The organism is Marinomonas phycocola, from assembly GCF_047525455.1.
GTDB lineage: Bacteria > Pseudomonadota > Gammaproteobacteria > Pseudomonadales > Marinomonadaceae > Marinomonas.
On sequence record NZ_JBLIXL010000017.1, the window covers coordinates 20,513 to 35,711 of the forward strand.

The 15,199-nt window shown below is 40.2% G+C and carries 11 protein-coding genes; 6 read left to right on the top strand and 5 right to left on the bottom strand.

All coding sequences use genetic code 11. From position 1 onward, the window contains the following. Positions 1 to 260: 260 nt before the first annotated feature. Complete coding sequence (locus tag ACMUMJ_RS12245) at positions 261 to 1,160, bottom strand: LysR substrate-binding domain-containing protein (RefSeq protein WP_414679133.1); 900 nt, start codon at positions 1,158 to 1,160, stop codon at positions 261 to 263. Between the two features lie 163 nt (positions 1,161 to 1,323). Here ACMUMJ_RS12245 and ACMUMJ_RS12250 point away from each other — a divergent pair, with 163 nt between their 5' ends. The 3 genes from ACMUMJ_RS12250 to ACMUMJ_RS12260 all read left to right on the top strand — a co-directional run bounded on the left by ACMUMJ_RS12250 (position 1,324) and on the right by ACMUMJ_RS12260 (position 3,500). Then, positions 1,324 to 1,764: a DoxX family protein gene (locus tag ACMUMJ_RS12250; protein WP_414679134.1), complete on the top strand. Its 441-nt coding sequence runs from the start codon at positions 1,324 to 1,326 to the stop codon at positions 1,762 to 1,764. A 62-nt stretch (positions 1,765 to 1,826) separates the two neighbouring features. Next, entirely contained in the window at positions 1,827 to 2,780 is a 954-nt protein-coding gene (locus ACMUMJ_RS12255) for a glutathione S-transferase family protein (RefSeq protein ID WP_414679135.1), read from the top strand. A gap of 9 nt (positions 2,781 to 2,789) precedes the next feature. After that, positions 2,790 to 3,500 carry a pirin family protein gene (locus ACMUMJ_RS12260; RefSeq protein ID WP_414679136.1) on the top strand — a complete coding sequence of 237 codons (711 nt, stop codon included), beginning with the start codon at positions 2,790 to 2,792 and terminating at the stop codon, positions 3,498 to 3,500. A 413-nt stretch (positions 3,501 to 3,913) separates the two neighbouring features. On the opposite strand, the gene ACMUMJ_RS12265 is transcribed toward ACMUMJ_RS12260, so the two are convergent. The 4 genes from ACMUMJ_RS12265 to ACMUMJ_RS12280 form a co-directional block, all read right to left on the bottom strand. Then, a complete protein-coding gene (locus ACMUMJ_RS12265) occupies positions 3,914 to 6,694 on the bottom strand; it encodes an insulinase family protein (RefSeq protein WP_414679137.1) in 2,781 nt (926 codons plus the stop codon). A gap of 306 nt (positions 6,695 to 7,000) precedes the next feature. Continuing rightward, positions 7,001 to 7,762: a YciK family oxidoreductase gene (locus tag ACMUMJ_RS12270; RefSeq protein ID WP_414679138.1), complete on the bottom strand. Its 762-nt coding sequence runs from the start codon at positions 7,760 to 7,762 to the stop codon at positions 7,001 to 7,003. 38 nt (positions 7,763 to 7,800) lie between these two features. Continuing rightward, on the bottom strand, positions 7,801 to 8,523 hold the full coding sequence (ubiG, locus tag ACMUMJ_RS12275) for a bifunctional 2-polyprenyl-6-hydroxyphenol methylase/3-demethylubiquinol 3-O-methyltransferase UbiG (protein WP_414679139.1): 723 nt from the start codon (positions 8,521 to 8,523) through the stop codon (positions 7,801 to 7,803). Positions 8,524 to 8,585: 62 nt separating this feature from the next. After that, positions 8,586 to 9,932, bottom strand: coding sequence for a TRZ/ATZ family hydrolase (locus tag ACMUMJ_RS12280; protein WP_414679140.1), 1,347 nt, complete (start codon positions 9,930 to 9,932; stop codon positions 8,586 to 8,588). A gap of 282 nt (positions 9,933 to 10,214) precedes the next feature. Between ACMUMJ_RS12280 and gyrA the strand changes: the two genes are divergently transcribed. The 3 genes from gyrA to pheA all read left to right on the top strand — a co-directional run bounded on the left by gyrA (position 10,215) and on the right by pheA (position 15,184). Continuing rightward, the gene (gene gyrA, locus ACMUMJ_RS12285; RefSeq protein ID WP_414679141.1) at positions 10,215 to 12,905 is read left to right on the top strand and encodes a DNA gyrase subunit A; all 2,691 of its coding nucleotides are present in this window, start codon (positions 10,215 to 10,217) and stop codon (positions 12,903 to 12,905) included. Positions 12,906 to 12,976: 71 nt separating this feature from the next. After that, positions 12,977 to 14,056 carry a 3-phosphoserine/phosphohydroxythreonine transaminase gene (serC, locus tag ACMUMJ_RS12290; protein WP_414679142.1) on the top strand — a complete coding sequence of 360 codons (1,080 nt, stop codon included), beginning with the start codon at positions 12,977 to 12,979 and terminating at the stop codon, positions 14,054 to 14,056. Between the two features lie 6 nt (positions 14,057 to 14,062). Then, entirely contained in the window at positions 14,063 to 15,184 is a 1,122-nt protein-coding gene (gene pheA, locus ACMUMJ_RS12295; RefSeq protein ID WP_414679143.1) for a prephenate dehydratase, read from the top strand. Positions 15,185 to 15,199 lie beyond the last annotated feature (15 nt).

Here is a 15,199-nt window from a genome sequence, read left to right on the forward strand (position 1 = left end):
CCTTATTTCGAGAAGTTAAAGAATAATTGTTACGTCTAATTATGTTCAATTGTTAATTTATGTAAAGATAATGTTGGTGATTTTACGAGATAAGGTTTTATAAAAGTGACAAAAAAGGTAGGAAGATCAAAGAATATCATGCTTTAAATACGAAAAATAAAAAACTACACGAGATTACATAACTTTCTAAAAGAGAGATTAAAGCCGTATTAGATGTAAATAAGAGCTATTTTCAGTGCGCCTATTTTTTAAGGTGCTCTTTATCGTTTTTGAAATGCTTTTTCAAGAGAGTGTTTTAAATTCTGAAGCCCTTTTCCATGATTGACTATTTTCCATGCCATAAATAAATTTGCCATTTGAACATTTTCGGAAAATAGAAGGCTAACTAACTGTCCATTTTCAAGGTGTTGTTGAATTCGGTCTTTCGGAAGAAATCCAATGCCGATGCCTGCAACAAGAGCATCAATTTTTTGTGCAACAGAGGTGACAAAAAAATGTTGGCTGTTTTCAATCAAATTATTTGACCAAGGGATTTCGGATTTGGCTGAGTCATGCACAACAACGGTACGAAATTGACGAATATCTGCTTTGCTTAGTGGTTGTTTGTGCTGGAAAATAGGATGACTTGCGTTTGCTACAAGCAATTGATCCAGTTTGCCTATTTGTACAGCCTGGATACCTTGTTGATTTGGTATGGGGGCAGGTGCACCTATGACTAAATCAACGTCGTCTCGAATGAGTGCTTCCCATGCTCCGTTCATTACTTCTTCCCTAATGTCTATCTCAATAGAAGGGTGCTCACTTAAGAAGCGTGCAATGACCTCAAAGACGATTTTGTTGTCTAAAATTGAGTCGATTGCAATTCGAATCTTAGGTTCCCAACCATGAGCAATGGTTTGTGTCTGTTCCGTAATTTTACTGACAGCGCTTAGGACCTTGCGACCTTCTTCTAATAAATGTTGCCCTGCTGGTGTTAATACAGAGCGTCTTCCTTGCCGTACAAAAAGAGTAACGCCAATTTGTTCTTCCAGCTTTTGTACAATGTAAGAAAGGGCAGAAGGGACTTTATTTAGTTGCTCGGCCGCAGAGGCAAAGCTACCTCTCCTATCTATAGCGTCTAAAACAAGCAGCGACTCGAGTGTCAATGGTGCTGTATTCATGTTTATTCCTATGGTTGTTTTGCTGTTGATATAGACAGTGGAAGACAATTGTTCAAAAAAATTGAATGGTTTGTTCTAAAAGTAGAGGTTATTGAATGAAATTACAATACTTATAATGGCTTCATCTTAATTGAATTAACAACGATGTCTTAGGAGATAAGTTATGAATGCATCAATGGTAATGGCTATTTTGAAAACAGAAATCACTTCTTCTGCATTAATCCTACGTGTTATTGCAGGTGTTATTTTTGCCGCTCACGGATCTCAGAAATTATTTGCTTGGTTTGGTGGTTACGGCTTAGAAGGGACGGGTCAATGGATGGAGTCGATGGGGATTGCCCCAGGCTTTTTAATGGCATTGCTGGCTGGAAGTGCTGAATTTTTTGGCGGTATTATGTTGATTCTAGGGCTGTTAACACGCCCTTCTGCTTTGGTATTGGCCCTAACGATGTTGGTTGCAATTTTAACGGTACACATTAGCAATGGTTTATTTATGGCTAATAATGGTTATGAATTTGGTTTGGCTCTATTAGCGATGAGTGTTGCATTGGTTTTTCAAGGTGGCGGTCGTTATTCCGTGGATACGGTATTAAGTAATCGTTAGATTTTGTTGATTGTTATGTATTTACAGTGTGATTTTTCATTCTTCTTTATTTGGAGTTCGTCATGGGATTAATTGTTAAAGGTAAATGGGTTGATCAGTGGTACAGCACAAAAAATTCAAAAGGTAACTTTGAAAGGCAGGCAAGTCGTTTTAGGCATACTATTTCTTCTGAGGAAGGTCATCAGTATCCGCCAGAAAGTGGCCGATATCATCTGTATGTTTCTCTTGCTTGTCCTTGGGCTCACCGGACTCTTATATTCAGGGCGCTCAAAGGGCTAGAAGATGTTATTAGTGTCAGTGTTGTTAGGGCAGAGATGTTGGAAAATGGTTGGGAACTGGGTGATAAAGGGGATCCATTGTTTAATTTGGATTACGTTTATCAACTGTATCTTAAGGCCGCTCCTGATTATGAAGGGCGAGTGACGGTTCCTGTGCTTTGGGATAAGAAAACCAATACGATTGTAAACAATGAATCAAGTGACATTATTCGTATATTGAATACCGCTTTTAATGATGTAACGGGCAATCAAGATGATTATTACCCTTCGGCGCTTAGGGGCAAAATTGATGAGGTGAATGCACGAGTGTATGACACGATTAATAATGGTGTTTATCGTGCGGGTTTTGCAACCACTCAAGATGCTTATAATTTTGCCTATCATGAATTGTTTGAAAGTTTGGATTGGTTAGAATCGCTTTTATCAAAACAGCGTTATTTAGTTGGAGACACGTTAACCGAAGCAGATTGGCGTTTATTTACGACTTTGGTTCGCTTTGATGCGGTTTATCATGGCCATTTCAAATGCAACCGAAATCAATTGAAGGATTTCTCGAATCTTAGTAATTATTTAAGAGAGTTGTTTCAGGTGGAAGGTGTTGCGGAAACCGTTGATCTGGAATACACCAAACGTCATTATTATGCGAGTCATAAAACAATCAACCCAACATTAATTGTTCCTCTAGGGCCACAACAGCGATTTGATTTGCCTCATAACCGGGCTAATAAATTTAACTAGGAGGTGAGTATGATAAAGCACATTCCTTTTCAGCAGTTAGGTAAAGCCAATCATGGTTGGCTTAAAGCAAATCATCACTTTAGTTTTGCTCATTATTATAACCCTAGCCGTATGAAATTCGGCGCATTACGGGTGATAAATGATGATTGGGTGGAACCTGGTAAGGGTTTTCCTCCTCATCCTCATAATAATATGGAAATTATCACTTTTGTTAGAAGCGGTTCCATAACGCATGAAGACAATGCGGGAAACAAAGGCGTCACTCAAAACGGTGAAGTGCAAGTAATGAGTGCTGGAACCGGTATTGTTCATTCAGAATATAATCTATCAAAAGACCCATTAACGCTTTATCAAATTTGGATCGAACCAAATAAAAAAAATGTTTCACCTAGGTGGGATTCAAAAACATTTCCAAGTGTGTTTAATGATAATGGATTAAGTCTATTGGTGTCTGGCTATCCAGAAGATAAAGAGAGTACGCTTTTTATTCATCAAGAGGCTCGTATTTTTGGTGGTAAAACGTCTAAAGGCTCCAGTTTTGAGCATAATGTTACTCATCAAGCGTACGTTTTAGCATCAAGCGGACGTTTTGAAATTACGGCTGGAGAGACAAGTATCCTTTTGAATAAAGGGGATGGCGCTGAGGTTACTGATCTGTCTACTATGCGAATTAATGTTATTGAAGAAAGTGAAATTTTGGTTATTGATGCACCCAAGTAAGGCCGCAATGAAGCGCTTGAATGTTGCTTAATAAACACGCCCTGTAATAATTTGATTTACAGGGCATGTTTTTAATTTTTAACGTGTTGGTGTCACATATCTGTCGCTATTTTCCAGCTAGAATCATCAGGTTTCAGAATAAAAAGATAAGTGCCAGTCGCGTCTATTCCAACTTTCTCTACTTGGGCGATGATACCTTCGTTAAGGCAATTTACCTGAAAGCTTTCCATCATTAAAGAGAGCAAAGTGGTTATTTGATTTACGTCAGGGATTGGTGTTTAGGGCAAGAGTTGATAGAAGATATTGAAGAAAAGGTACGCATGCTTCTTTTTGTATAAGCGGCGGTTAGGGGAAGTGATTCTTGAATGACACCTGAGTTGACTGCTCAGGTGTTATCTGGATGGCAATGTAGACTATAACGGAGTCCAGTTTTTAGAGTGCAGTTTCTCTGTATCCAATGGGTGGTTATGAATCACTATTCGAGTCGCGTTACCGTCTTGTATTTTATCTTTGTAGAATGCTTGAAATTCACCAATATCAATTGAGTTTAACGTTTCAATAAGCCGCTCTTTCCTTTGAAAGTCAGGGGCCAGTTTTGCAATCTCGCGCCAGTCTCTTCCGGTTGTTTCCTTTAAGCTTTTTGACTCTCTAACCAGGCTTTTCATAATGGTTGACTTGGCTTTATTGAAGTAATCCTCATGAAGGTTTTGAATTTCAATATGCTGGCTTTCAATGAACCTCTCAATGGCATTAACGATGTCTGTGTTACTGCGAGTGGGAGATTGAACAGTGAAAGCGAGGCTGGGTACGTTTTGCATAACAAAATTATGAGTGCTGACTATATAGCCAAATTGTTGTTTGGTTCTTAATGAACTGTAGAATTTATTGGAGAAAAGTTGATTGTTGATTGCAAATAGCATTTTGCTTTTTAGTTCATCGTCTAAAGTTAGTCCATTGGCTTCTCTAATTACATATAAAACAGATTGGTCTTCACTGCTTGCTTCAAATTGACGAGTGAGTCTATCTGCTTGGGAAAATGTCGCTGCTTCATTGTCAATACTTTCAAGAGTGTTTAGACGGGGCTTATTCATTGAAAGCAGTATTTGAGCAAAGTCATGGCTTTGTTGATTGGTGACATTGCCATTACTAAAAGCCACAAGATTGAAAGATTGAAATCTGGTGGCCATAAACTCAAGTAAGTCTTGAAAGTTAAGTGAGGGCAGTGCTGCTATCATTTCATCGATAGTCGTGCTTCCTTCGATTACAAGATCTGAAAGCTTTGATATGGCCAATTGATAGGGGGCTGTATTTATCTGATTTGAAAGGTCTTTGGTTAATTGTTGTTTGATTTCATTAAAGCGTTCCTCGGAGGGGGTGAACGCTAGGAATGCTTCTAAAAGCCATTTTAAGTAGTCAAACTGTTTGTTTGAGTAGCCGCTTGTATTGATCGTTACACCGTTAAGGTGCGGATAAATACGATAGCCTAGACCCGCAACATAAGGTAAGTAGGTTTGTTCGCTCATAGATTCGTCAAAAAGTCTTGTGAGTAAACGATTGAGTAAATAATGTTCAGCTGTGTCGGCGGCACCTTTAAAGCGGATGGCTAAAAAGTGGTTGCTTTCAGGTTTATCAAATCGGTTGTCGGAGCGATGCCAATAGGTAATTCCTGGCACTTGAAATATTAACCTTGGATGCTCATCGAATTCATTTATAGTGGATAAATCTTCCGGCAGGTAAGGGTTCGCTTCTGGCAAAGAGATTTGACCAATTTTCTTGGGTGCATTAAATAAATCCTTAAGGTAGTCATTGGGTTTAAAATTAGTGTATTTGCTTTGGTACCAGTGTTCGGTTTCCCAGATTAAAGGATGAGCAGACCAGTTTTGTGGGAAGTGCTCTTTAGTAATTAACTGAATAAACAGATTGTCGAATGTGAGGAATGACATCAACTCTTTAATGTCTGTTGTCTGTGCTACGCTGCTAATTTTAAAAGAGGAGATAACGTCTTCTACTGGGTAGCGTAAAAGGCGACTTGATAATATAGATGCCAGCCTAATTGGGTGAATGTAGTCATAATAGTTGAATGCTAGATGGCTTAGCGTTTTGCTCTCATCCAAATAAAGTGGTTGGATTGGGGTGTTTTTTAGCGTGTTTAAAGTGTGGGAGAAAGCACTTAAAACATCGTCTATTTGGATTATACCTTTGTCTGTCAGGCGCATACTAACGGTCAAAAACTGTTGCTTTGCGAATGGTGAGCCACTGCTGGCGCCTAAAGCATTAGCAAGCCCTTTGTGTTTTAAGTAAGAAAGTAGTGACCCTGCACCTTCATGGCCTAAAATGTAAGTTAAGTATTGACTGGGTTTGCTGTGGTATTTTGACAGCTGTGACGGTATTGGAAATAAAAATTGCAGTTTATGAATGTCTCCAATAGGTTGAATAAATTGTATGGATGGGGCGTTTTTTAATGTTAAAGGCTCGTCAGGAACGGTTTCGATTAAACCTGTCTTTACATCAGAATATTTTATGTTGCTAAAGTAGTGTGTTGCTAACTCTTCTAGCTCTGTTATTGATTGACTTGAAACTAAGGTTAACGCCATGTTATTGGCTTTGTAGTAGGTATCGAAGAGCCTTTTAAGTTGTACTTGAAGATCCAGGTTGGGGTGGTTTTTTAATGTTTCTAGGCTGCCAACACTGAAGTTGCTTTGTGGGTGCTTTGGATTGAGTAGTGTTTTAAATGCTTGGTTTGAGCGTCTAGAGTCATCATTGATTTTGGCAAGGTATTCAGAGTGAACGGCATTTTTTTCTCTGTCGGTAAATTCTTTGCTAAAAAGAGGGCTGATAAAAAACTGAGAGAATCGATCTAACGCACCCTGAAAAGCGTCTGCTTGAATGTCGAAATAGAAATTCGTCGTGTCGTTGCTTGTGTAGGCGTTGTTTGATCCACCACCTTCGGTAATAAAGGCTTGGTAGGATGCTGCATCAGGGTATTTTTCAGTACCTAAAAAAAGCATGTGTTCTAAAAAATGAGCGAGCCCTTCTTGTCCTTTTGGATCTTGATAAGAACCGACGTTCACAGAGAGTGATGCGGCTGATTTCTCTGCTTTGGGGTCTGATACTAAAAGAACGAGTAAGCCGTTTTTTAAGGTAATGCTTTTATAGTGGTTTTTGTCATTTATACTTTGATTTATTTTAGTCATTTGAGTGTGTTTTGTGGGTGAGGGGGGGTTAGCGAATGCAGTATTTTGGTTGATGATATAAAGCGTAAATATAAATAAAATGATGGGGGTAAATATGTAAAAATTTTTCATGGTTTTAGAGTACAGCAATGAAGAATGTCTGTGTAGCTCTTTAAGTGGTTATTTTTACAGAATAAATAGCATGTTCTTAAAAAGTAATGATAAAAGATGAGTTTTCCAACTAAATCATAGGCAAGGTTTTTTTGGAGATAAAGAACATAAAAAGAATGCGCTCTGTTAATGTTCTTTATCTTAAAAAGGTCAGTTTTATGAGGAGACCTGACGAGCGGGTTGAGCGTCGATTGACTGGCCATTAATGTCTTTACTGTCCTCTCCCATTAGATAAAGGTAAAGAGGCATCAAGTCATCAGGAGCCATTACGGATGCTGGGTTTTCTGCTGGAAAAGCCCTTGCTCTCATGTTGGTTCGTGTCGCTCCAGGGTTAATGGCGTTTACTCGAACATTTGACGTATTTTCTAATTCGTCGGCAAGTAGTTGCATCATGGCTTCTGTAGCAAACTTAGATATGGCGTACGCTCCCCAATAAGCACGTGCTTTTCTACCCACACTGGATGTAGTAAAAACAATGGATGCCTCAGGCGCTTCCAGCAATAAGGGCATGAGTGTTTGAGTCATTAAAAATTGGCTGCTTACATTGACTCTCATCACTTGATCAAATGTACTGGGTTCGTAGTTTGATAGCCCTGTACGATCACCTAAAATGCTGGCGTTGAATAGAATACCATCAACTCGGCCAAATTCCGCTTGAATTGTATTGGCAATTTCAATGTAATCGTGTTCGGCTGCAGTGTCTAAATTAAGGGGGACGATTGCTGCCTGAGGGTATCCGTGAGATTCTATTTCATCGTATACATCTTCAAGCTTTTTTGTGGTGCGACCTAATAAAATGACGGTAGCGCCATGAGCCGCATAATGTAAGGCCGCTGAGCGTCCGATGCCATCTCCTGCACCAGTTACAAGAATAACCTTATCGTTTAATAAGTCATTAGGTGCTTGATAATCGAGCATAAATATTCCTTACTCTTTAAAAATTCGAACGAATAATATTATTTATTTCTTAATGGTTTACGTGTTCTCATAAGGTAATTTACGGAAACGTCTTTTTCGTTAAGTTTATAGATTTTAGTTAAAGGGTTGTAGGTCATACCAATGAGGTTTTCGACCTCTAAACCTGATTTCCTTGCGTAGTTGTTTAGTTCGGCTGGTTGAATGAATTTGGCGTAATCATGAGTGCCTTTAGGTAATAAATTAAGTACATATTCGGCGCCAATAACCGCAAATAAGTAAGCTTTTGGATTACGATTAATTGTTGAAAAGAACACAAAACCACCAGGTTTTACGAGTTTCATGCAGGCCGCAACGATGGAGTCTGGATCGGGAACGTGCTCAAGCATTTCTAGACAAGTTACTACGTCGTATTGTTCTGTCTCGCGATCTGCAATTTCTTCTGCTGTTATGCGTTCGTAGTCTACATCGAGTTGGCTTTCCAGAAGGTGTAAGCGAGCAACGCCTAAAGGGGCTTCACCCATATCTATGCCTTTTACATTTGCACCAAGTTGAGCCATCGCCTCAGATAAAATTCCACCACCACAGCCAACATCAATGACTTTTTTGTCTTTAAGTTGAGCGGATTCATTGATGTAATTCACTCTTAAGGGATTGATTTCATGTAATGGTTTGAATTCACTTTCTTTGTCCCACCAGCGGCTTGCTAGTGCTTCAAACTTAGCGATTTCATTTAAATCTACATTTTGTGTTTCTGTGGTCATGATTAAATACCTAATAAGAAAGCTAAAAACTCAAATGTTTTTATTCGACAAAGGGTCTTAAACTAATCGCCGACTGGATTTGGATAACGGATTTTCTGATGCCACATGCTGACATTTTCTTTTAATGCATCACAGTCGATGGTTGTAAGTTCTTTTTTGTTTAATAGTAATTTTCCTGCGACCCAGACATGCGTGATTTGGTCTCTTGTTGCCGTGTAAATAAGTTGTGATATTGGGCTGTAGATTGGCATATTAGCAAATTCACTTAATGCTGTGGCGCATAGATCTGCTGCTTTACCAATCTCAATTGAGCCTGTTTTTTGGTCTATTTTTAGTGCTTTTGCGCCTTCTATTGTTGCCATTTTAAGTGTATTTTCAGCACTCAACGCGGTGGCGTCTTGTGCAACGGCCTTTGATAGAAGTGATGCGGTGCGCATTTCTCCTAGCATGTCTAGGTCATTGTTGCTGGCGGCACCGTCTGTTCCAAGAGCGACGGTTATGCCAGACTGCATTAAGGAGTTTACTGGGCAGAAGCCGCTAGCTAATTTTAAATTGGATTCGGGGCAGTGGAGCACGTTTACGTTGTTTTTAGCAATTAACTCAACTTCAAACTCAGTTAATTGAGTCATGTGTACGGCTTGTAAACGGCTGTTCAATAGGCTTACTCGTTCAAGTCGTGCTAAGGGTCTGCAAAAATATTGTGCTAAGGAGTCTTTTATCTCGTCCTCTGTTTCGTGCACATGCATTTGAACCATGCAGTCTAAATCTTGTGAGTGCATGGCTACCTTTTCAAGATCTTTGTCAGAAAGAGCATACGGCGAGTGAGGCCCAAGAGCTCCCGTTACCAATGGTGAGTCTTTAAATTTATGGTGAGTGTCAATTGCTCGTTGGAGATAGTCATCCGTGGTCTTTGCCCATGCAGTAGGCATGGATAAAATGGTTGGGCAAAGTTGAGCTCGAATGCCTGTTCTTATGGCGACTTCTCCAACGTCGTCTGAAAAAAAATAATTGTCACTAAATGTGGTGGTTCCACTTTTAATCATTTCAGCAATGGCCAATTCTGAGCCTGTTGTAGTGAAGCCCGAAGAAAGCCATTTGAATTCGTTTGGCCAGATGTGTTCTTGTAGCCAAGTCATTAGAGGTAAATCATCTGCAAAGCCTCTAAATAAAGTCATGGCAGCGTGTCCGTGAGTGTTAATAAACCCCGGTGTTAGTATTTGGTTTTCGAGAATGAAATGGTCATTGCTTTGGTACTGTGTTTGAACGTCACTAGTTGGAATGATATCCAATATGGTGCTGTCGTTTATAATAACGCTATGGTTGGTTAGAAGTCCTTGATGGGACGCTGTTGCGATCCACTCTGGAGAAATGATCGTGTCGACCCAAATGGTTTTAAGTTGGTTGCTCATGGCGCGCCCTTATAAAGATTTTTTAATTATAGCGTTTCAAGAATGTTCTACCAAGTTACTCAGGCTTTTTCTTGATATTAATGTTTTTTTGTTTGAGCGATATGTTGCAAGTATCAGAATATGGTATGAAAAACACTCTTAGTATGAGTGGCGGTATTTTTAGCGGAAAACATAGGGGGATATATGGGAGTTCTGTCGAGGCTTGTGATACAATGCCGCGCTTATAAAAAAAGATATTCATTGGGTTTGTAAAATCCCACGTCATAAGGATCGGTTGTACCTATGGGTGAATTAGCCAAAGAAATTATTCCTGTTAGCATCGAAAATGAATTAAAAAGCTCATACCTTGATTATGCAATGAGCGTTATTGTTGGTCGAGCTCTGCCTGATGCAAGAGATGGTCTGAAGCCCGTGCATCGTCGCGTTCTTTTTGCGATGAATGAACTGAAAAACGATTGGAATAAACCTTATAAAAAATCAGCACGTATTGTTGGTGATGTAATTGGTAAGTACCACCCACACGGTGATACGGCTGTTTACGACACTATCGTACGTATGGCTCAGCCATTTTCTATGCGATATACCTTGATCGATGGCCAAGGTAACTTTGGCTCGGTTGATGGAGATAATGCAGCCGCAATGCGTTATACCGAAATCCGTATGGAAAAAATATCACATCATTTATTGATGGATTTGGAAAAAGAAACGGTAAATTTCGTGCCTAACTACGATGGTACCGAGTTTATGCCTGAAGTTTTACCAGCAAGAGTTCCTGGGCTTCTGGTCAATGGCTCTGCCGGTATTGCAGTAGGTATGGCGACAAATATACCTCCTCATAATTTGGGTGAAGTCATTGATGGTTGTTTGGCGGTGGTTGACAATCCTGAGATTTCGATCGATGAGTTGATGGAATTTGTGCCAGGTCCCGATTTTCCTACAGCGGCTTTCATCAATGGTCGTGCAGGTATTGTTGAAGCGTATAAAACAGGTCGTGGCCGTATTTATATGCGTGCTCGTCATCATATTGAAGATATGGATAAAGCGAATCGTCAAGCCATCGTCTTTACTGAAATTCCATACCAGCTTAACAAATCAAAAGTGATTGAAAAAATTGCTGAGTTGGTTAAAGAGAAGAAGCTAGAAGGTATTAGTGAGTTACGTGACGAGTCTGATAAAGATGGTATGCGTATTGTTATTGAGTTAAGGCGTGGTGAAAATGCTGACGTTATTGTGAATAATTTATTTACTCAAACTCAATTGCAGTCAGTGTTTGGTATTAACATGGTCGCTCTGGTTGAGGGACGTCCTCAACTGCTTAATTTAAAGCAAATTCTTGAATGTTTTGTTAAACATCGTCGTGAAGTTGTTACACGCCGTACTATTTTTGAATTACGTAAAGCGCGTGAACGTGGTCATATCTTAGAAGGTCTGGCTGTTGCCCTGGTTAATATTGATCGGGTTATTGAGTTAATTAGAACCTCTCCAACGTCTGCTGAAGCAAAAGACAAGTTGATTACGGAAAGTTGGCAGCCGGGTGATGTAGTGGCCATGCTTGAAAGAGCGGGTGCGGATGCGTGTCGTCCTGATAATTTGGACTCCCAATACGGGTTTAATGATGGAAGTTACCATTTATCTCCTGACCAAGCGCAGGCTATCCTCGATTTACGTTTACATCGTTTAACGGGCTTAGAGCACGATAAGTTGCTTAATGAATACAAGGCGTTAATTGAAGTAATTGGTGAGCTGCTGAATATTTTGGCGAATCCAACGCGTTTGATGGAAGTAATTCGTGATGAGATGGTTGCGGTAAAAGAAGAATTTAACGATGTAAGACGTACAGAGATTGTAACGTCGAGACAAGATTTAACCATTGCGGATTTGATCGAAGAAGCGCCAATGGTGGTGACAATTTCTGATACGGGCTATGCTAAGTCGCAGCCATTGGTGGAGTATCAGGCTCAGCGCCGAGGTGGCCGCGGTAAGTCGTCCGCGAGTATGAAAGATGAAGATTATATCAATCATCTTTTGGTTACGAGTAGTCATGACACCATTATGCTGTTCAGTAACTTCGGTAAAGTATATTGGTTAAAGGTGTTTGAAATTCCGGTTGCTAGTCGTAATGCAAAAGGTCGTCCAATAGTTAATTTGCTGCCTTTAAGTGAGGGTGAGTCTATTTCTGCGTTGCTACCTTTAATTGTGCCAACTAAGGATGATGCTGAAGAGAGTGATGAGTCTGCTGGACAGACAGATGATGTTGCTTCTAGTAATTATATCTTTATGGCGACAGCGAATGGAACGGTTAAGAAAACAGCTCTTGGGAACTTTGCTCGTCCTCGTTCAACGGGTTTGATTGCTTTGAGTCTAGATGAAACGGATGAATTAGTCGGTGTTTCTATCACTAACGGCGAAAATGACATTATGTTGGTGTCTTCTGCTGGGAAAACGATTCGTTTTAAAGAAACGGATGTTCGCCCGATGGGAAGAACGGCTGCGGGTGTTCGTGGTATTAAACTTGCTAATGAAGCGAAAGTGGTTTCCTTGATTGTTCCAGAAGTTGGTATGAGTGTCTTGACGGCTTGTGAGAATGGATTTGGTAAGCGCACAGCGATTGATGAATTTCCTGTTTATGGGCGTGGCGGTCAAGGTGTTATTGGTATTCAGGTATCGGATAGAAATGGTCCGGTGGTTGGTGCTAAGCAGGTTGATGACAGTGACGAAATTATTTTAATTACTGATCAAGGTACACTGGTTAGAACAAGGGTTTCAGAAGTTTCTTGTCAGGGGAGAAATACGCAAGGTGTTACTTTGATACGCTTAACCAAAGGCGAGCATCTTGTTGGTCTTGAGCGAGTGGTTGAAGATGAAGATATAGATGACGTAGAAAATGTTGATGATGTTGTCGTCACTGAGGGAGAGGGTGCTGCTCCTGAGGTAAATGAATTGCCTGAAAATAATGATACAAAAGGCGAATAAACTTTAAAATGCGGTCGCTAAGGCCGCATTTTTTATTGATTTGAAGCTCTGATTAAGAGGTGTTTGTTGGAATGAGTCGAGTTTATAACTTTTGTTCTGGCCCAGCTGCGTTGCCTGAAGAAGTGTTGTTGAAAGCGCAGGGAGAAATGTTGGATTGGCATGGTACTGGGGTATCTGTCATGGAGATGAGTCATCGTAGTGACGAGTTTGTCTCTATTCTTCGTTCAGCAAAAGAGCGTTTATCAAGACTTCTAAATATCAGTGATGAATACGAAATTTTATTTGCTCAAGGTGGAGCCTCGACTTTGTTTTCTCAGATTCCAGCTAATTTAATGGTTGGTTTTGACCGCTCTTGTTACCTTGATACCGGTGTTTGGTCTGTAAAGGCTATTAAAGAGGCAAAAAAATATGGAGATGTGAGTATTGTAGCATCTTCAAAAGAGGATGGTTATACCTACTCTCCGGCTCTTAAAGATTGGGTGATAGATGAGTCTGCTGCTTATTTGCATATAACGCCTAATGAAACTATTGGTGGTGTTGAGTTTGTGGACCTTCCAGAAACAAGCCTGCCGATCATTGCGGATCTTTCGTCTACTATATTGTCTCGTGAGATCGATGTAAGTAAGTTCGGGATGATTTATGCAGGTGCGCAAAAAAATGTTGGTCCTGCTGGCGTTGTAATTTGTATTATTCGAAAAGATTTGTTGGCTCGTAGCCAAAGTTCATTACCGACTACTTGGAATTTTGCCAATTTAGCTGCCAATGATTCTATGATTAATACACCACCTACTTTTGCTATTTACCTTGCTGATTTGGTTTTTGAGTGGCTAGAAAAGCAGGGTGGGGTTACCGCAATGGAGGCTGTCAATATTCAAAAAGCAGAGCTTTTATACAAAACAATTGATAAAAGCCAATTCTATTCCAATCCAATTCATCCTGACTCTCGTTCTAGAATGAATGTTCCTTTTGTGCTGGTGGATAAGTCTCTTGAAAAAGCGTTCTTAATGGAGTCTGAGTCGGCGGGCTTGAAAACTTTAGCTGGTCATCGCTCTGTTGGTGGAATGAGAGCGAGTATTTATAATGCCATGCCTCTTAAAGGGGTTCAGGCACTGGTTGACTTTATGTTGTCATTTGAAAAGCGCTACGGATAATCTAACATGGTTGATAAAAATAAAGACGTACCTGTCACTTTGCCCTTATTGCGTGATCGAATTGACGCAATAGATAATGAAATCCAGCAGCTTATTAATGAACGAGCTCGATGTGCTCAAAAAGTTGCAGAAGTGAAGTTGGCTGATCAAGGGGGCGAAGCCGTTGTGTTTTATCGCCCTGAAAGAGAGGCTCAGGTTTTAAGGCGGGTAATGGAAAGAAATACAGGCCCACTCGGTAATGAAGAGATGGCCCGAATTTTTAGGCAAGTGATGTCATCTTGTTTGGCTTTGGAGAAGCCAATGAGAATTGCTTTTTTAGGTCCCGAAGGCACGTATACTCAACAAGCTTCGATTAAGCATTTTGGTAAATCCATTGTAAGTGCGCCTATGGCAGCAATTGATGAGGTGTTTAGAGAGGTTGAGTCTGGTTCAGCAAATTATGGTGTTGTTCCAGTAGAAAATTCCACAGAAGGGGTGGTAAATCATACTCTTGACAGTTTTAGGGATTCGAAGCTGAAAATCTGTGGAGAGGTTGAGGAGCGCATTCATCATCATTTATTGGTTGCTCCTTCGGTAAATCCAGATGAAGTTACTCATATTTATTCGCATCAGCAATCATTGGCTCAATGTCGAGCGTGGTTGGATCGTTATTGGCCTCATGCAGAAAGGGTTTCCATTAATTCGAATGCAGAAGCGGCAAAAATGGTGTCTGAGTCGGCTCAGAATGGACGTGCTATAGCTGCTATTGCGGGTGAAATTGCGTGCGAGTTGTACGGTTTAACAAAAGTGTCTTCTAATATTGAAGATAGGCCAGATAACACGACACGCTTTTTGATTATTGGGCATCAGTTGGTTCCTGCAAGTGGAAAAGATAAGACCTCCCTCCTTATTGGCGCCAAGAATGAAGCGGGCGCATTGTACAGCTTGCTTGAGCCTTTCAAAAGATTGGGGGTCAGTATGACTCGATTGGAAACCCGACCCTCATTGATGAGTAAGTGGGGGTATATTTTTTATATCGATTTTGAAGGGCATTATAAAGACGAAACTTCTCAGGTGTTGATTAAAGAACTTCAAGCGTGTGCATCAGAAGTTAAAGTTTTAGGTTCTTACCCTATTGCTGTGTTGTAGGTGTGAATTTAGTCT